The organism is Thalassovita gelatinovora (assembly GCF_001458355.1).
GTDB lineage: Bacteria > Pseudomonadota > Alphaproteobacteria > Rhodobacterales > Rhodobacteraceae > Thalassobius > Thalassobius gelatinovorus.
Genome location: NZ_CYSA01000019.1, coordinates 140,587 through 158,530 on the forward strand (window position 1 = coordinate 140,587; position 17,944 = coordinate 158,530).

Genomic DNA, 17,944 nt, shown 5'->3' on the forward strand with positions numbered 1-17,944 from the left:
TAGGCATGTCGTGATTGAGAGACAAGACCGGCTTAACGAAACGCGTCGCAAGGATCGGGCCGGTCCACCGCCGGTGCATCAATAACCGCATCGAAGCCACCATCGGGGGAATGTCCCTGTTCGGATTGTCCGATGGTCACGATGTTCCGTTCAGGGGCCAGCTTTCGCAGCGAAAGCGGCACCGCCCAATCGGCCCTTGCATGACCGTTTCCGGTGATGACCACGACCGGTCCCCCCGTCGCGCCCAGCGCCTGTAACGTTGTGCGGGCCAATTCGGCGTCCCGCAGCCGCTGCAATTCAACCATCATCGGCAACAAATCATCTGGGAGCGCGTTGCAATGCGCCTCTTGTTGCAAGGCCAGCCGGACGATTTGCTGATCTTCGGGCAGAGGCCGGTCCAATCCATACTCCGAAGCCTCGGACCCAAAGCTTTGCACGATCCCGGTTTTCATCGCTGCCCGCGCTGCGTTTCGCGGGATCGCAGCGCCAAAGATGGCGGCGGTTGGGGCGGCCTGCATGATTTCAAAATACATATCGAAATCGGGCCAGCCGCTGTTGTCCCAATCCAATGCCGTTTCCAATGCCACAGGGTCGGTGCGCAATTCGCCGGTGATGCGGTCGGCCTGATCCGCGGTCAGCATTTCAAAGACCAAGGCCTTGGGGCCAACCACGCCGGTCAGACGCGCCTGTGTCTGGTGATGAGCGGGATTATCATGCACTTCCCCCAAGATCACCACATCACGGTCCCGCACCAGCGCCTCGACCGGATCCGACATCGCACTCCCCGGCAGCGCCAGCAGCGCAACCAAACCCAGACCAGAACCGAACGTCTTCATAGAAGGAAGTCTTGCACCTCGAGGCTTTCTTCTTCCAGTCGCTTTTTCATCTTTTTCAGCGCAGCCGCTTCCAGTTGGCGCACGCGTTCCTTGCTGAGATTCAATTCGACGCCCAGCGATTCCAGTGTGCGCGGCTGATCTCTCAGCTTGCGTTCGCGGATGATGAACTGTTCGCGTTCATTCAGGCTGCCAATCGCAGCGACCAGCCAATCCCGCAAAGTCTTGGTGTCATGCCAATCCTCGACGATTTCGGCCGCCCCAGCGCCATCATCTTCCAGCGTATCAATCCATTCACGACCTTCGTCTTCGCTGCTTTGGGTCGCATTCAGCGAAAAGTCGGAACCGGCCAATCGGCCTTCCATCATTTCGACGTCGCGCAGCGGGACGCCGATTTCCATCGAAATCGCCTGCCGCATTTGATACTGGTCCAGATCTTCTCCGCGGGCGCGCGCTTCGCGTTCCAATTGGGCCTGCACCCGGCGCAGGTTGAAAAACAGCGATTTTTGCGACGACGTGGACCCGGTGCGCACCATCGACCAGTTGCGCATGACATAATCCTGAATCGAAGCCTTGATCCACCACACCGCATAGGTCGAAAACCGCACCCCGCGATCGGGATCGAATTTGTCTGCCGCTTTCATCAGGCCCAGACCCGCTTCTTGAATCAGGTCGTTCATGGGCGCGCCATAGCGCTTGAACTTGGCCGCCATTGAAATCGCCAGCCGCATATAGGCGGTGATCAACCGATGAAGCGCGGCTTCGTCCCGGTGATCGCGCCAAGCATAGGCGAGTTGTCGTTCGGTTTCCGCATCCAGAAGCTCGGCCTTCATGGCCTTGCGGGACAGGGAGGTGTCATTTGGTGCATCAAGTGGCATTCCAGTTCCCCCGCGATTGAAAGCGCCGCAGCGCAGTGGCTTGTTTCATTACAAGCGGGAATGCTACGCACCGCAATATGCGCCAGTTCACAATAAGGTGTGCAAAAAATGCATAATAAATTAACTCTGGTGATAGGCGGGGCCGGATCCGGCAAATCATCCTGGGCAGAAAATGCCGTGATTCAAAGTGGTTGCGACATGGTTTATGTCGCTACGGCGCAGGCTTGGGATGATGAAATGAAGGCCAAGATAGATCGGCATCGACACCAACGCGGTAACAATTGGTCAACGATAGAAGCCCCGTTGGATATATCTGTTCCGCTTTCCAAAGCCCGTCCAGGCCAGATTGTATTGCTCGACTGCGCCACGATGTGGCTCAGCAATCACCTGCTCGCCGAATCCGATCTGGCGGCGGAGGAAGAGCGGTTCATCACCGCGCTGAACGACTGCGCCGCACCGGTCGTGGTGGTTACAAACGAAGTCGGGATGTCTGTCGTCCCTGAAAACGCTCTGGCTCGCACCTTCCGCGATGCGCAGGGTAGGCTAAACCAAAGCATTGCCGAACAGGCCGATTTGGTCGTGGCCGTGATGGCCGGGTTGCCACTGGTTTTGAAGGGGCAGATCTGATGGCGCGGTTATTCTGGGTCCGGCATGGCCCGACGCATGCAAAAACAATGGTGGGCTGGTCCGATCTGCCCGCCGACCTGTCTGATACCGCGCGATTGCAGCGGCTTGAAGCCGCTTTGCCATCGAAGGCAGCGGTCATTTCCTCGGACCTGAGCCGCGCCGTAACCACCGCCGATGCGATATCGGGCAATCGCACCCGGTTGCCGCACGACCCCGATTTACGGGAAATCCATTTCGGGGATTGGGAATTACAGCGTTTCGATGCGGTCGCAGATCAAGATCATATCCGGTCGTTTTGGGAAAATCCCGGCGACATTCGCGCACCAAATGGCGAAAGCTGGAACGATGTCACCACGAGGGTCGATCGCGCCGTTGCACAGTTGCTAAACGATCACCCAAAGCGCGATATCGTTGCCGTTGCTCATTTCGGGGTCATCCTGACCCAAGTGCAAAAGGCGTTGAACATTGGTGCCTTTGAGGCATTTTCTCATCGGATCGAAAATCTGTCCCTGACCGAACTGCATTGGGATGGCGAGGAATGGCAGGCGCTTGAAATAAATCAAATTCTGTGATCAATTCAGCAAAAATTATTTAATTTTTGTGATGATTTTTTGCCGCTACCCTGCCCCGGATACTGCCCAAGGAGGTTAAGGGATGCGATATGAACTGTATATCGGCGATCACAGTTTTTCCAGTTGGTCATTGCGCGGCTGGCTGATGTTGGAAAAATTCGATTTGCCGTTCAAAGCCCACTTGGTCGGGCTTTACGGCGGGACGTTCAAAGAAGACCTGTCAGCCTTGGCCCCCGCCCGGCTGGTGCCGGTTCTACGCACCGCCGAAGGCACTGTCATCGGCGAAACGCTTGCCATCGCGGAAGAATTGAACAGCCGCCATCCCGACCGCAATATGTGGCCGCAACAGGCCAACGCCCGCGCCTTTGCCCGTTGGATCGTGGCCGAAATGCATGCCGGGTTCACTGCATTGCGCTCCGAATGTCCGATGCAGCTTTTACACCAATATCAAGGATTTGCGGTGTCCGACGCGGTCCGCACCGATCTTGACCGGTTGGAACTGCTATGGGACAAAGCCCGATCCGAATTCGGACAAGGTGGCCCGTGGCTGTTTGGTCGCTACAGCCTTGCCGACGCGTTTTTTGCCCCCGTTGCCGCGCGAATAGCGGGCTATGACCTGCCGGTGGGGGATCAGGCCCAAGCCTATATCGAAACGACCTTGGTCGACCCCGCCTTCTGCCGATGGCGTGCGCAGGGACTGACCAAAACTTACGACCCGGTGCCCTATGCCTTGAAGTTACCGACGAAGGCTTGGCCGGGCCCAGCGACCTGAAGCGGCAAACGCACGTTAACCGTTCCTAAAGCCCACCGCCGTTAACCTTGATCACCAAAGATTGGTGGGGTGGTGACATGGTGGCACGGGCCTATACCGTGGCGTTCGAAGGGGTGACGGCTCGGCGGGTCGAGGTGCAATGCGCCGTGACGCCGGGCCTGCCTGCCTTTGCCATCGTCGGCCTGCCGGACAAGGCGGTGTCAGAAGCGCGTGATCGGGTGCGCACCGCGCTGGGATCGCTGGCCATCGCCTTGCCGTCGAAACGGATCACCATCAACCTGTCGCCCGCCGACATGCCTAAGGAAGGCAGCCATTTCGATCTGCCGATCGCGCTGGCGCTGCTGGCGGCGTTGGAAATCATTCCCCGCGACGCAGTGGAAGGCACCACCGCCTTGGGCGAACTGTCGCTGGACGGGTCATTGATCCCCGTGATCGGCGCCCTGCCCGCGGCGATGGCCGCTGCGGCTGAGGACCGGATTCTGCTTTGCCCCAAGGCATCAGGTGCGGAAGCGGCTTGGGTCGGGGCCTGTCAGGTCATTGCCGCTACGGGGCTTGCTGATGTGGTGCGCCACTATACCGGCCAATCCCCATTAACCCCGGCCGAACCGGGCGAAGTCGTGCCGGATCGATCGGGCCGTTGCCTGCGCGACGTCAAGGGGCAGGAACGGGCCAAACGCGCATTGGAAATCTCTGCGGCCGGGCGGCACCACCTGTTGATGACCGGGCCACCGGGATCGGGGAAATCGATGTTGGCGGCGCGTATTCCCGGCATCTTGCCACCACTGACGGCGGTGGAGGCGTTGGAAACTTCGATGATCCATTCGCTGGCCGGTTTGTTGGACGAAGGCGGGATTTCCCGGGTCCGACCGTTTCGGGAACCGCATCACACCGCGTCCATGGCAGCCATCGTGGGCGGCGGGCGCAATGCAAAGCCGGGAGAAATTTCGCTGGCCCATAATGGCGTTCTGTTCATGGATGAATTCCCCGAATTTCCCCGCACGGTGCTGGAAACCCTGCGTCAACCGGTTGAAACCGGTGAAGTGATGGTGTCGCGCGCCAATGCCCATGTACAATACCCCTGCCGATTCATGCTGGTTGCCGCCGCTAACCCGTGCAAATGCGGCCACCTGACCGACCCGGCGCGCGCCTGCAACCGCGCGCCCAATTGCGGTGAAGATTACATGGGTCGGATCAGCGGCCCGCTGCTGGATCGGTTCGATCTGCGAATCGAAGTGCCGCCGGTGGCCTATACTGATCTCGACCTGCCGGCTTCGGGCGATACGTCGGTGCAGGTCGCCGAACGCGTCGCCCGAACCCGGCAGGTTCAGGCTGACCGGTTCGCCGATGTCGATGGCGTGACACTGAATGCCGAAGCCGAAGGTGAACTGCTGGAACGGGTTGCCGGTCCCGATGCCGAAGGCAAGGCGCTGCTTGGAAAGGTCGCGGAACGGTTCGGCCTGTCGGCACGCGGATATCACCGGGTGCTGCGGGTGGCCCGCACCATTGCCGATCTGGAAGGGTCCAACAGCGTGCAGCGGCACCACGTGGCCGAGGCGATCAGTTACAGGCTGGCCGGGCATCGTGATGCCTGAAACGATGCCCGTTAAAGGCCCGGACTATCCGCGTCGTGCCTCGATCGCCTCCCAGATCTTTGCGGCAGTGTTGGTGCCGTCGAAACGGTCCAGTTCCTGAATGCCGGTGGGTGAGGTCACGTTGATTTCGGTCAGGTAATCACCGATCACGTCGATCCCGACAAAAACCTGCCCCTTTTCGCGCAAAAGTGACCCGATCCGGGCACAAATTTCCAGATCGCGTTCGGTCAGACCGATCTTTTCCGGCCGCCCGCCGACATGCATGTTCGAACGTGTTTCGCCCGCCGCCGGAACCCGGTTGATCGCACCGACCGGTTCGCCATCGACAAGGATCACCCGTTTGTCGCCATTGCTGACATCGGGTAGGAACTTCTGTGCGATCAGGGGTTCGCGGCTGAACCCGGTGAACAATTCGTGCAGCGACGCCAGGTTGCGATCACTTTCGGTCAGCCGGAACACCCCGGCACCGCCATTGCCGTAAAGCGGTTTCAGGATGATATCGCCATGCTTTTCCTTGAACGCCCGAATCGTGGCCAGATCGCGGGCGATGGTGGTCGGTGGAGTCAGGTCAGGGAAATCCAGCACCAGCAGCTTTTCAGGGTAATTTCGCACCCAGAACGGATCGTTGACCACCAATGTGCCCGGATGCACCCGTTGCAGCAGATGGGTGGTGGTGATGTAGAACATATCGAATGGCGGATCTTGACGCAGCCAGACCACGTCGTAGTCGGACAGATCGACTTCTTGTTCATCACCCAGACTGTAATGATCCCCTTTGACCCGGCGCACCGTCAGCGGCCAGCCGCGCGCGATAACCCGGCCTTCTTGATAGGACAGGCAATCGGGGGTGTAATAAAACAGCTCATGCCCACGCGCCTGCGCCTCTTCCGCAATTCGGAACGTGCTGTCTGCATTGATGTCGATAGGCCCGATCGGGTCCATCTGAAAAGCGATCTTCATCGTCATCCCTCGCTCAGTTTCGCCATTTACATGGCGCAACCACCGGCCAGAGGCAAATCAGAAATGCCCGAAAGCGTTTTCAAGGATCTTGATTGCCCCTTGGGAATTGACCAAAGCGACGTCAAAACGAAGATCCGTCATCAGCGAACGGCCTTGTTGGGCAAGATATTCTTCGGCAGAGGAACATAGCCGCGCAATCTGTGCGTGGCCCAACCGTTCGGCAGCGCGATCAAAAGAGCGGCTTTTCTTCACCTCGACAAAGACGAAGCCGTCGCCGTCTGCGAAAATCAGATCGACTTCGCCGCTGGCACCGCGCCAACGGGTTTGCGCCAAGACATAGCCGCGCGACTGATACTCCTCCGCCACCTGATCTTCGGCCGCCAGACCGGACAGATAAGCCACTTTCCCACGCAAGCCCCGTTCGGTCACCGGTACAGATCGGTCGGTTGCAGGCTTTGTCGCCACTGAAATCCCCCGGTGTCAGGCGTGATCCAGTTTCAGCGCCAATTGGTAAATCCGACGCCGCGCAATCCCGGTTTCCGCCGCCAGTTGATCTGACGCATCGCGCACGCTTAACCGTGTCAACAGGTCAGACAGTTTCAACTCTAGCTCTGAATCCTCAATATTCGGTAAATGCCCGCGATCCACCAGAACCACGATTTCGCCCTTCAGGCTGCGTTCTTTGCAGATTTCGGCCAATTCGCTCAGCGGCGCACGGATGATTTCTTCGAATTTCTTGGTCAGTTCGCGGCACACCGCCGCGTCACGTTCGGGGCCCAGGACTTCGGCGGCATCGGCAAGCATCGCAGCAACCCGCTTGGGCGATTCGTAAAAGGCCAGTGTCCCCGGTACATCTTTCACTGCGGCCAAAGCGGTTTTCCGCTGCCCTTTGGCATTGGGCAGGAAACCCGCAAAAAAGAAGCGGTCAGTTGGCAGACCGGCCAAGGTCAGCGCGGTAATGACCGCCGAAGCGCCCGGCGCACTGGTCACGTCATGCCCTTCGGCACGGGCAACACGGGCCAGATCGAAACCCGGGTCGGCGACCATCGGCGTGCCCGCCTCGGACGCATAGACCATCGATTTACCTTCGCCCAGCAGGGCCAACAGGCGTGGCCGCATCTGCGCCCCGTTATGGTCGTGATAAGACAACATCGGCCTGTCGCCCAAACCGATCCCGTGAATTTCCATCAGCTTGCGCAGGCTGCGGGTGTCTTCGGCCACCAGAACATCCGCCGATGCCAAGATATCAAGCGCCCGCAGCGTGATATCACGGGCCGTGCCGATCGGCGTGGCGATCAGGTAAAGCCCCGGCGCCAGTTTCGTCTGTTGCAGATTCACCACTGGACCCGAACCTCACTGTCTTTATTATGCTATAGCGAAGACCCAAGCTGTGTTTTCGCCGGTCACGAAGGAGCCGTTTCATCCATGTTCGCCGTTTTCAAAGCCGCCCGCAAGGCAATCGCGCCGCTTGCCGTATTGCTGTCCCTTATCGCCGTCACCGCCTGTCAGCCGGTCGCGACCGGAGGCGGTCCTTCGATCAACACCAAAGCCCCGGTCCCGGTGGCATTGCTGGTACCCCATGGCAGCCCGAACGCCGGTGACGACCTGCTGGCGCAAAGCCTTGAAAACGCCGCCCGGTTGGCGATATCCGATCTGGAGGGCGTGAATATCGACCTGCGCGTCTATGCGACCGCAGGCGACCCCGTACAGGCACGCAGTCAGGCGATCGCAGCGGTTCAGGATGGTGCCAAGATCATTCTTGGCCCGGTTTACGGCGAATCCGCCAATGCTGCGGCGGTGGCCGTTGCATCGCGCGGCATCAATGTCTTGTCTTTCTCCAACAACACGACCATCGCTGGTGGCAACCTGTTCATTCTGGGCCCGACGTTCCAGAACACGGCCGACCGGATGGTGCGCTTTGCCGCGGCGCAGGGCAAAGGCCGTATCGTGGTGGCCCATGACAACAGTGTCGCCGGTCAATTGGGGCGCAACGCGGTTCAATCCGCCGCAGCCCGTTCGGGGGCCGAACTGGTCGGTGCCGTCGCATACGAAAAGTCACAGCAAGGGGTGATCCAAGCCATCCCGTCGATTCGCAGCGAAGTGCAGAAAGGCGCGGATTCGGTATTCCTGACCGCCCTGACCGAAGGCGCGTTGCCGCTTTTGACCCAGCTTCTTGACGAATCTGGTGTCGATCCCGAAACCACTCAGTATATCGGTCTGACCCGGTGGGACATCCCGCCGCAAACGCTGGAACTTCCGGGTGTTCAAAACGGCTGGTTTGCGATGCCCGACCCGACGATGACGCAGCGGTTTTCCAGCCGGTACACCGCAGCCTTCGGGGTTGCGCCGCATCCAATCGGTGGTCTGTCCTATGATGGGATCGCCGCGATTGGGGCCTTGGTTCAGGCTGGCAAAAGCGATGCGCTGACCGGTGCGGTGCTGACGCAAGGGGCCGGTTTCCAAGGGGTGAACGGAATTTTCCGGCTTCTTGCCGGCGGCACCAATGAACGTGGTCTGGCGGTTGCTCAAATTCAAAACAAGCAAGTTGTCGTAATCGACCCAGCGCCGCGCAGCTTTGCCGGTTCCGGTTTCTAACCCAACAGAAGACATATATATGCTTGACCTTCCCCCAGCGCCGGACAGTCTCATCTGTCCGGCCGAATCCATCTTCGATGCCAAAACCATCCGACAGCAGATCGATGCCGCCATCGGTTCAGCGACTGACGAAGTGGCGATCCGTGCCGCCGTTGTCCCGATCCTGATGGACGCCCGCATGACCGGCATGGCGAAAATCGCGGATGCCTTCACCGCCGATCCCTTTGCCGCCCGGCCCACCACGCGGGCCTATACATGGTTAACCGATTGCATCGTCATCGTCGCGCTGGATGTGGCGACCCGGCTGCTGCATCCGACCCCGCAAAACAACAGCGACGACCGGCTGAGCCTGGTTGCTGTCGGCGGATATGGACGCGGTGAAATGGCCCCCTATTCAGATGTGGACTTGCTGTTTTTGACCCCGGCCCGGACCACCGAATGGGCCGAGAAGGTGATCGAAAGCATGCTGTATATCCTGTGGGATCTGCGGCTGAAAGTCGGCCACGCGTCGCGCACCGTACGCGACTGTCTGAAATTGGGGCGCGAGGATTTCACCATCCGAACCGCACTGTTGGAACACCGATTCCTTGCCGGAGACACCGCGCTGGCCGAGGAATTGGCAACCCGCTTGTCCAATGACCTGTTTCGCAACACCGCGCCGGAATTCATCGAAGCCAAGCTGGCCGAACGCGACCAGCGCCACAAACGACAGGGCGGTCAGAGATACGTCGTTGAACCCAACGTGAAAGAGGGCAAAGGTGGCTTGCGCGATCTGCAATCGCTGTTCTGGATCGCGAAATACCTGCACGGCGTGCAAAAGGTCGAGGATCTTGTGAAGCTCGATGTCTTCACCGAGGAAGAATACGAGACCTTCATGACCGCCGAAGATTTTCTTTGGGCGGTGCGGTGCCATCTTCATCTGGTGACGAATCGCGCCTCGGACCAATTGACCTTCGATTTGCAGGTCGAGGTGGCTGAACGCATGGGATACGAAGACAAGGGCGGGCGCCGCGCGGTCGAACATTTCATGCAGGACTATTTCCGGTATGCCACCGCGACCGGGGACCTGACCCGCATCTTCCTGACCAAGCTGGAAGCGATGCATGTCAAAAGCGAACCCCTGCTGGAACGCATTTTTCGCCGCACTCCGAAAGTCAAAAAAGGATACAGGGTGGTGCATGGCCGCTTGGGAGTCGAAAACGAAGAAACGTTTTTGACCGACAAACTGAACCTGCTGCGGGTTTTCGAAGAAGGCTTGCGGACCGGGATGCTGATCCATCCTGACGCGATGCGACTGGTGGTAGCCAATCTCGACCTGATCGACGACGACATGCGAAACGACAAGGAAGCGCGGCGGATCTTCCTTGACCTGATGCTGAAACATGGCAACCCGGAACGGGCGCTGCGGCGGATGAACGAACTGGGGGTACTGGCCGCTTTCATCCCCGAATTCGAACCGATCGTGGCGATGATGCAATTCAACATGTATCATCATTACACGGTCGACGAACACACGATCCAATGCATCCACAACCTGAGCGAAATCGAACATGGTGAATTGGTGGAACCATTGCCGCTGGTCAGCCGGATTCTGAAAGAAGGCGTTAATCGCAAGGTGATCTATGTTGCGCTTTTGCTGCACGATATCGGTAAGGGTCGGGACGAAGATCATTCCGTCCTTGGTGCCCGCATCGCACGCAAGGTCGCGCCGCGTCTGGGTCTGAACAAATCCGATTCGGAAACCGTGGAATGGTTGGTGCGATATCACCTGCTGATGTCGGACATGGCGCAGAAACGCGATATTTCAGACCCGCGTACTTTGCGCGATTTCGCCAAGGCGGTCAAAACGCGCAAGCGGCTGGATCTGCTGACGGTGCTGACCGTCTGCGATATCCGCGGCGTCGGCCCCGGTACTTGGAACAACTGGAAAGCTGTTCTGCTGCGTCAATTGCACCGTGATACTGCGGATGCGCTGGAACATGGGCTGGAAGACCTCAACCGCAAAAACCGCGGCGCGGAAGCGCGCAAACAGTTGCGCAAGGCGCTGGATGGCTGGGATCCGGCGGCGCTGCGAGCCGAAACCGGGCGGCACTATCCGCCCTACTGGCATGGTCTGGATACCAACACTCATGTCATCTTCGCCAACCTGCTGCGCGACATCCCCAACGACGAGGTCCGGATTGATCTGCATCCGGACGAAGATCGCGATGCCACCCGTGCCTGTTTCGCGCTGGTTGACCATCCCGGAATTTTTTCGCGCCTCGCCGGTGCGCTGGCTCTGGTCGGGGCCAATGTGGTCGATGCCCGCACCTACACTTCAAAAGATGGCTACGCCACCGCCGTATTCTGGGTTCAGGATGCCGATGGCCACCCTTATGAAGAAGCCCGCCTGCCACGGTTACGGCAGATGATCCACAAAACGCTGCTGGGCGAAGTCAAGACATCCGAAGCAATGCGTTCACGCGACAAGATCAAGAAGCGCGAACGTGCCTTCCGGGTTCCGACATCGATCACTTTCGACAATGAAGGATCGGATATCTACACCATCATCGAGGTCGATACCCGCGACCGGCCCGGTTTGCTGTTCGACCTGACCCGGACGCTGGCGGCCAACAACGTCTATATCGCCAGCGCGGTGATCGCGACCTATGGCGAACAGGTGGTCGACAGCTTCTATGTCAAGGATATGTTCGGGTTGAAATTCCATTCCGAACAGCGCCAGAAAACACTGGTGAAGAAGCTGCGCGATGCCATCGAAAAAGGTGCTGAAAGGGCCAGATCGTGAAGCCGATCCGCTTGGTTTCCGGTTTTTTGACCGTCGGCATGTGGACCATGGCCAGCCGGATTCTGGGCTTCGTTCGGGATGCGATAATCCTGAATTACCTTGGCACCGGCCCCGCCTATGAAGCCTATGTCGTCGCCTTCCGCCTGCCCAACATGTTCCGCCGCTTCTTTGCCGAAGGGGCGTTCAACATGGCTTTCATTCCGCAATATTCCAAGCGGCTGGCAGGTGAGGGAGAAGAAAACGCCGACGCATTTGCCAGTCAGGCCTTTGCCGGATTGGCGTCGGTACTGATCGCGCTGACGCTTCTGGCGCAGCTTGTGATGCCGTGGCTGATTTACGGATTGGCGTCGGGTTTTGCCGGTCAGGATCAATATGATCTGTCCGTGGTCTTTGGCAGGATCGCCTTTCCCTATATCCTGTTCATTTCGCTGGCCGCGCTGTTATCCGGCGTCTTGAATGCCCATGGCCGGTTTGCCGCCGCCGCTGCCGCTCCGGTCTTGTTGAATATTCTGGTGATCAGCGCGATGGTCGTTGCCGTGTTTGGCGGCTTCGATATCGCCTTTGCTTTGATCTGGACCATCCCTGTTGCCGGGGTTGCGCAAATGGGTCTGGTTTGGATCGCGGCGCGGCGGTCGGGTTTTCAACTGACCTGGATGCGGCCACGCTGGACGCCCCAAATGCGCCGCTTGGTGCGGGTCGCGATTCCCGCCGCTTTGGCCGGTGGCGTGGTTCAGGTCAATCTGCTGGTGGGGCAGCAAGTGGCCAGCTACTTCGACCGCGCAGTAGGCTGGCTTTATGCCGCGGACCGGCTCTATCAGTTGCCGCTGGGCGTCGTTGGCATCGCCATCGGGATCGTTTTGCTGCCCGATCTGTCACGCCGCCTGAAAGACGCCGACGACACCGGGTCACGGGATGCGCTCAGCCGCGCGGCGGAAATATCGTTGGCGCTGACCATCCCTGCCGCCGTGGCGTTGGTGGTGATCCCGCTGCCGCTGGTTTCGGTCCTGTTTGAACGCGGCGCGACCCGCGCCGATGACAGCGCGGCCATCGCGGTGGCGGTGGCAATTTATGGCCTCGGCTTGCCCGCTTTCGTAATGCAGAAGATCCTGCAACCGCTGTTCTTCGCCCGCGAAGACACCCGCACGCCCTTTTATTATGCGCTGGTGGCGATGCTGGTAAACGCCACAGTTGCCATCGGGTTGGCCTTTGTCATCGGCTGGCTGGCTTCGGCCATTGCGACCACTTTGGCCGGTTGGGTGATGGTGGGTCTTTTGACAAAAGGGGCGCGCAGTTTTGGCGATGTGGCGCGGTTTGATTCCCGCTTTCGCGCCCGTATTTGGCGCATTGTCGCTGCCGCGCTGGCGATGGGGGCCATTTTATGGGGCGGCATGGTCCTGCTGACGCCGTTCCTTGGCATGGGCGGAATTCGCTATGGCGCGCTTGCCGTTTTGGTACTGTTGGGCATCGTCAGCTACTTCGCCATCGGTCAAATGATCGGCGCGTTCCGACTGTCCGAATTCAAACGCACGATGCGCCGGGGCTCCTGACCCCCACATCCCCTTCAGCGGTGGCGCATCCGGTCGCGCATCCGGCGCCAACCGCCCGGACAGACGAAGATCGACAGGACAAAACCCGAAACAAAACCGCCCAGATCAGCGACCCAATCGGGCTGAGACCCAAAGAGCAAACCAAAGACCAATTGGATTCCCATCAAGAACCCGATCAGTGAAAAGGCCCGTGTTTGCCGTTCGCCCAGCTGCCCCAACCGCAACCATAACAAATAAGTGAACGCCCCGATCAACGCATAAGCCCCGGGAAACGCCCCGATCAACGGGATCGGTGTCTGCACCAGAACACCATACGCCAATGCCCCGATGACAGCCCCAACGACAAAAACCGCTAAAACCGCAACTTGGCTGAACACTTCTCCGACCATCTTGCCCAGCGCAAGAACCATCACCCCGGCAAACAGCGCTTGGGTGAAGCTGACATGGATAAAGGCGTAGGACAGCAACCGGATCACATGTTCGGCTGGCCAGCGCCCATTCGACAGCATCCAATCAAAGATATCCGAAGAAAAGGCATAGCGCTGCACCGCCTCCAATCGCCACCCCACCGCTTCGGGCCCGAAAAAGCCAGCACGCGCGCCAAGCTGAAACACCGCCTCGATTCCAACGATCAACAGGGCCAGGGCGGCGACCACCGGCGGCAAAGGATTCAGGGGGCTGTTATTGTGACTGCTCATCGGGCTCTCCTTGACGGGCCATTGGGCCATGGGTAAGCCAGCCGCACAGATAAATCCAGACGGAGATGTACCATGTCGGATGCGGTCCAAACGCAATCCACCCCGAATGCCGGTTTCACCCCCCGGGTCTTTTCGGGCATCCAACCCACAGGCAACTTGCATTTGGGAAATTATCTCGGCGCGCTCAAACGCTTCGCCGATGCTCAGAACAAGGGCATTCAATCGATCTATTGCATGGTCGACCTGCATGCGATCACCGTCTGGCAGGACCCTGCCGATTTGGCCCGCGCCACCCGCGAATTGTGCGCCGGCTTCATCGCCGCTGGCATCGACCCGGAAAAATCGATTCTGTTCAACCAGAGCCAGGTGCCCGAACACACCCAGTTGGCCTGGATCTTCAACTGCGTCGCCCGGTTGGGCTGGATGCAGCGGATGACCCAGTTCAAGGACAAAGCGGGCAAGAACGCGCAGAATGCCTCGTTGGGGCTGCTTGCCTATCCGGCGCTGATGGCGGCCGACATCCTGGTCTATCACGCCACCCATGTGCCGGTGGGTGAGGACCAGAAACAACACCTGGAACTGACCCGCGACATCGCGATCAAGTTCAACCACGATTACGGCGTCGATTTCTTTCCCATCACCGAACCGGTGATCGAGGGCGCGGCGACCCGCGTGATGTCGTTCCGCGACGGCACCAAGAAGATGTCGAAATCCGATCCGTCGGACATGAGCCGGATCAACCTCACCGACGATGCCGATGCCATCGCCAAGAAGATCCGCAAGGCCAAGACCGATCCCGAACCGCTGCCCGACAGCATCGAGGGGCTAGAAGACCGCCCCGAGGCGCGCAACCTGGTCAACATCTACGCCGCGCTGGCAGATCTGACGCCGGAACAGGTGATCGCCGAACATGCTGGTCAGCAATTCGGAGCATTCAAACCGGCGCTCGCCGACCTTGCAGTAGCGAAGCTCGCGCCGATTTCGACCGAAATGTCGCGGCTGATGCAGGACCAGGGTGAAATCGACAGCATCCTGCGCCGCGGTGCCGACCGCGCCAGGGAAATCGCCACGCCGATCCTGCAGAAAACCTACGATATCACCGGCATGATCCGCTCGTGAACCTTCCCCCCCCCCGGGGCTTCTTCTGTTCTGAACAATATCCTCGGGGGTGAATTGGCCGAAGGCCAAGAGGGGGCAGAAAGCCCCCTCCTCCGCCCCATCTCAACCGGTGCTCAGATCAGCCGGACCCGGGTTCCGACCGCCACCATGCCATACAGTTCGGCAATCATTTCATTATAAAGCCCGATGCAGCCATCCGATGACCGCCGACCGATTTTGCGCGTGTCATGCGTGCCGTGGATTCGGTAATATTGCCAACTGAGATACAGCGCATGTGTCCCCAGCGGATTTTCCGGACCGGCTGGGATCATCGGTGGCAAGCTTGGGTCGCGTTCGCGCATCGACGGCGTCGGTGTCCATGTCGGCCCTTCTTTCTTGCGCACGACCTTGGTGTATCCCAACCGCGTCAGATCCTCGCTCAGCGGAACCGAGGTGGGAAAGATCCGGTAGATCGATTCATCCGCGTTCCAGAAATGCAAAGCCCGCGACGCGGTATCCGCGATGATCAGCCCCCCGCCCAGATCCTCGAAATGATCGCGCCAGTCGACACGTTTGAAACTGGATACGTTGTGCCGAACCGTCTCGACCGCCAATGCGGGACTGGCCAGTCCTGCCAACCCTGTGGCGAGAACCGTTCGTCGCGATATCTTGGGTGCCATTGATGTCTCCTGTTCGCTTGCTTCAGGGACAAATTGAGCAAAAGGCACCTATTCGCAATTCACAAGATGGTGTGGCATCGTGGCCGCCTATGCACCGCCATCGCCGAACCTCTTGCCCCGGTGATCTACGGTATGGACCTTCCCCGTGCGCGCCCCTAGTCTGCGCCACGAAGGAGAAGACCATGGCACTCAGCAATACGATCCGCACCTATTTCAAAGACACCTGGCATCAGGGGGACTACCCTGTGATGAATGCCGCCGATCATGGCGCGTGGCTGGGCAGTACCGTATTTGACGGGGCCCGGTTCGTTGATGGTTTGACACCCGATCTGGACGCCCATTGCGCCCGGGTGAACCGATCCGCCAAGGCGTTGATGATCGAACCCACGGTGTCGGATGAAGACATGGTCGATCTGGTCCACGAGGGCCTGCGCGGTTTCGACAAAGGTACCGCAGTCTATATCCGCCCGATGTATTGGGCGATACATGGTGATAGCACTGGCATCATGCCGATGGCCGGCGAAACCGGATTTGCAATTTCTCTGGAAGCCGTGCCAATGGCCCCGGCCGAAGCGGCCACCACGTTGACCCGCACCCGGTTCCGTCGCCCGGTGCTGGAAAACGCGGTCTGCAATGCCAAGGCGGGCTGCCTTTATCCCAACAATGCCCGGATGATCGCCGAAGCGAAATCGAAAGGCTTCGGCAATGCCTTGGTCGCCGACGCGATGGGCAATGTCGCCGAAAGCGCCACCGCGAATGTTTTCATGGTCCGCGATGGCGAGGTTTTCACACCGATCGGAAACGGCACTTTCCTGTCCGGGATCACCCGAGCGCGTCATATCAAGAACCTGCGCGCGGATGGGTTCAAGGTTCATGAAGCCGTGTTGACCTTCGAGGATTTCGAACAGGCTGACGAAGTGTTCCTGTCGGGCAACATGAACAAGGTCACCCCGGTCACCGCGCTGGACGACACAACCTACGCCGTCGGCCCGATCACCAAACGCGCCCGCGAACTTTACTGGGACTGGGCCCATTCGAAGGGCTGAGCAGAGCCCCTGAGACACCATCAGGCCGGGCAGGAATTTGGGCGCAGCTGTTGAATGCCCCGCCTAAAGCCCGGCCAGCAATCCTCGCGCTGCGGCTTCGATCAGGTCCAGAACACCGTTGAAATCGCGTGTATAATAGGGATCGGGGACCTCTGAAACGCCCCGATCAGCATATTCTGCAAACCGCCGCACCGGCGTTTCGCTACCGTCGGGCCGCAGGTTTTCGATATTGGCCAGGTTGTCCCGATCCATCGCCAGAATCAGGTCAAACCTGTTGAAATCCAAAACCGTGAACTGCCGTGCCCTCAGTTCGGACAAATCAACCTGACGCTGCAGGGCGGCCTTCTGCATCGGGCCATACGGCGCTTCGCCCACATGCCAATTCGACGTGCCCGCGCTGTCGAGCCGCAATTCAGGTGCCAATTTGCGCATCACCCCCTCGGCTGCGGGGGATCGGCAGATGTTTCCAAGGCAAACGAACAGGATATGGCTGGTCACAGGGGGCTCCTTTACGGCACAGTATCTAGGGTAAGGGGGAGAGATGGAAAAGATCGTTATTCTGACCGGCGCGGGCATTTCCGCTGAAAGCGGCCTTGGTACTTTTCGTGACGAAGGCGGGCTTTGGGCGCAACACCGGATCGAAGATGTGGCAACACCCGAAGGGTTTGCCCGCAATCCGCAGCTGGTGCACGACTTTTACAATGCGCGGCGCTTGCAAGCCACCCGTTCCCTGCCCAATTCCGCCCACACCGCGCTGGCCCTGCTGGAGGCCGAGCATCCCGCGCAAGTGATCATCATCACCCAGAATGTGGACGGGTTGCACGAAGCGGCCGGATCGCGCACGGTGCTGCATATGCATGGCCGTTTGGCGGGGGCACTTTGCGCCAAATGCGGTCACCGCTGGGCCGCACCCGACGCCATGCGGCCCGATGATCCGTGCCCGGCCTGTTCCACCCCTGCAACCCGGCCCGATATCGTCTGGTTTGGTGAAATCCCCTATCACATGGGTGAAATCTGGGACCATCTGCGCGACGCCGATCTGTTCGCCGCCATTGGTACATCAGGCGAAGTCTATCCCGCTGCGGCCTTTGTGCAAGATGCCGACCGCCATGGAGCACATACGGTGGAACTGAATCTGGAACCCTCGTCGGTCGTGTCCGATTTTTCCGAAACCCATTTCGGAAAAGCGACCGAAACCGTACCGCTATGGGTGAAAAACCTGCTGAACGGCTGAAGCCAGCTTCGGGTCCGGGCAGAGCTG

18 protein-coding genes are annotated in these 17,944 nt (G+C 59.4%); 10 read left to right on the forward strand and 8 right to left on the reverse strand.

The features are described from left to right. Positions 1-32 precede the first annotated feature (32 nt). Positions 33-836: a ChaN family lipoprotein gene (locus TG4357_RS10890; RefSeq protein WP_058262923.1), complete on the reverse strand. Its 804-nt coding sequence runs from the start codon at positions 834-836 to the stop codon at positions 33-35. Then, a complete protein-coding gene (locus TG4357_RS10895) occupies positions 833-1,711 on the reverse strand; it encodes an RNA polymerase factor sigma-32 (RefSeq protein ID WP_058262924.1) in 879 nt (292 codons plus the stop codon). Before TG4357_RS10895 ends, TG4357_RS10890 begins: the two co-directional genes overlap by 4 nt. A 108-nt stretch (positions 1,712-1,819) precedes the next feature. Here TG4357_RS10895 and cobU point away from each other — a divergent pair, with 108 nt between their 5' ends. From cobU to TG4357_RS10915, 4 genes are all read left to right on the forward strand, one after another. Continuing rightward, positions 1,820-2,338 carry a bifunctional adenosylcobinamide kinase/adenosylcobinamide-phosphate guanylyltransferase gene (cobU, locus tag TG4357_RS10900; protein WP_058262925.1) on the forward strand — a complete coding sequence of 173 codons (519 nt, stop codon included), beginning with the start codon at positions 1,820-1,822 and terminating at the stop codon, positions 2,336-2,338. Beyond that, positions 2,338-2,910 (forward strand): histidine phosphatase family protein, encoded by a 573-nt coding sequence (locus TG4357_RS10905; RefSeq protein ID WP_139193648.1) that lies wholly within the window; start codon positions 2,338-2,340, stop codon positions 2,908-2,910. The genes cobU and TG4357_RS10905 overlap by 1 nt, the downstream gene beginning before the upstream one ends. 82 nt (positions 2,911-2,992) lie before the next feature. After that, on the forward strand, positions 2,993-3,682 hold the full coding sequence (locus TG4357_RS10910; protein ID WP_058262927.1) for a glutathione S-transferase: 690 nt from the start codon (positions 2,993-2,995) through the stop codon (positions 3,680-3,682). Positions 3,683-3,759: 77 nt separating this feature from the next. Beyond that, a complete protein-coding gene (locus TG4357_RS10915) occupies positions 3,760-5,274 on the forward strand; it encodes a YifB family Mg chelatase-like AAA ATPase (RefSeq protein WP_058262928.1) in 1,515 nt (504 codons plus the stop codon). Between the two features lie 24 nt (positions 5,275-5,298). On the opposite strand, the gene gshB is transcribed toward TG4357_RS10915, so the two are convergent. The 3 genes from gshB to rsmI are packed head-to-tail and all read right to left on the reverse strand — an operon-like array spanning position 5,299 to position 7,572. Beyond that, complete coding sequence (gshB, locus tag TG4357_RS10920; RefSeq protein WP_058263001.1) at positions 5,299-6,234, reverse strand: glutathione synthase; 936 nt, start codon at positions 6,232-6,234, stop codon at positions 5,299-5,301. Positions 6,235-6,291: 57 nt separating this feature from the next. Then, positions 6,292-6,699, reverse strand: coding sequence for a YraN family protein (locus TG4357_RS10925; RefSeq protein ID WP_058262929.1), 408 nt, complete (start codon positions 6,697-6,699; stop codon positions 6,292-6,294). A gap of 15 nt (positions 6,700-6,714) precedes the next feature. Continuing rightward, positions 6,715-7,572, reverse strand: a complete 858-nt coding sequence (rsmI, locus tag TG4357_RS10930) for a 16S rRNA (cytidine(1402)-2'-O)-methyltransferase (RefSeq protein ID WP_058263002.1) — start codon at positions 7,570-7,572, stop codon at positions 6,715-6,717. 87 nt (positions 7,573-7,659) lie between these two features. Between rsmI and TG4357_RS10935 the strand changes: the two genes are divergently transcribed. Genes TG4357_RS10935 through murJ form a run of 3 tightly spaced genes read left to right on the forward strand, consistent with a single transcriptional unit; the run spans position 7,660 to position 13,161 of the window. Then, complete coding sequence (locus TG4357_RS10935; RefSeq protein ID WP_058262930.1) at positions 7,660-8,829, forward strand: penicillin-binding protein activator; 1,170 nt, start codon at positions 7,660-7,662, stop codon at positions 8,827-8,829. A 19-nt stretch (positions 8,830-8,848) separates the two neighbouring features. Then, positions 8,849-11,614, forward strand: a complete 2,766-nt coding sequence (locus TG4357_RS10940; protein WP_058262931.1) for a [protein-PII] uridylyltransferase — start codon at positions 8,849-8,851, stop codon at positions 11,612-11,614. Beyond that, positions 11,611-13,161 (forward strand): murein biosynthesis integral membrane protein MurJ, encoded by a 1,551-nt coding sequence (murJ, locus tag TG4357_RS10945; protein WP_058262932.1) that lies wholly within the window; start codon positions 11,611-11,613, stop codon positions 13,159-13,161. Before TG4357_RS10940 ends, murJ begins: the two co-directional genes overlap by 4 nt. 14 nt (positions 13,162-13,175) lie before the next feature. Here the strand turns inward: murJ and TG4357_RS10950 are convergent, their stop codons facing one another. Continuing rightward, positions 13,176-13,859 (reverse strand): rhomboid family intramembrane serine protease, encoded by a 684-nt coding sequence (locus TG4357_RS10950; protein WP_058262933.1) that lies wholly within the window; start codon positions 13,857-13,859, stop codon positions 13,176-13,178. Between the two features lie 72 nt (positions 13,860-13,931). Between TG4357_RS10950 and trpS the strand changes: the two genes are divergently transcribed. Beyond that, on the forward strand, positions 13,932-14,978 hold the full coding sequence (gene trpS, locus TG4357_RS10955) for a tryptophan--tRNA ligase (protein WP_058262934.1): 1,047 nt from the start codon (positions 13,932-13,934) through the stop codon (positions 14,976-14,978). 113 nt (positions 14,979-15,091) lie between these two features. Here trpS and TG4357_RS10960 read toward each other — a convergent pair whose 3' ends face one another. After that, positions 15,092-15,637 (reverse strand): L,D-transpeptidase, encoded by a 546-nt coding sequence (locus tag TG4357_RS10960; RefSeq protein WP_058262935.1) that lies wholly within the window; start codon positions 15,635-15,637, stop codon positions 15,092-15,094. Positions 15,638-15,819: 182 nt separating this feature from the next. On the opposite strand from TG4357_RS10960, the gene TG4357_RS10965 reads away from it, so the two are divergent. After that, on the forward strand, positions 15,820-16,683 hold the full coding sequence (locus tag TG4357_RS10965) for a branched-chain amino acid aminotransferase (protein ID WP_058262936.1): 864 nt from the start codon (positions 15,820-15,822) through the stop codon (positions 16,681-16,683). A 63-nt stretch (positions 16,684-16,746) separates the two neighbouring features. Here the strand turns inward: TG4357_RS10965 and TG4357_RS10970 are convergent, their stop codons facing one another. Next, positions 16,747-17,181, reverse strand: coding sequence for a low molecular weight protein-tyrosine-phosphatase (locus TG4357_RS10970; protein WP_058262937.1), 435 nt, complete (start codon positions 17,179-17,181; stop codon positions 16,747-16,749). Positions 17,182-17,224: 43 nt separating this feature from the next. On the opposite strand from TG4357_RS10970, the gene TG4357_RS10975 reads away from it, so the two are divergent. After that, positions 17,225-17,917: an NAD-dependent deacylase gene (locus TG4357_RS10975; protein ID WP_058262938.1), complete on the forward strand. Its 693-nt coding sequence runs from the start codon at positions 17,225-17,227 to the stop codon at positions 17,915-17,917. Positions 17,918-17,944 lie beyond the last annotated feature (27 nt).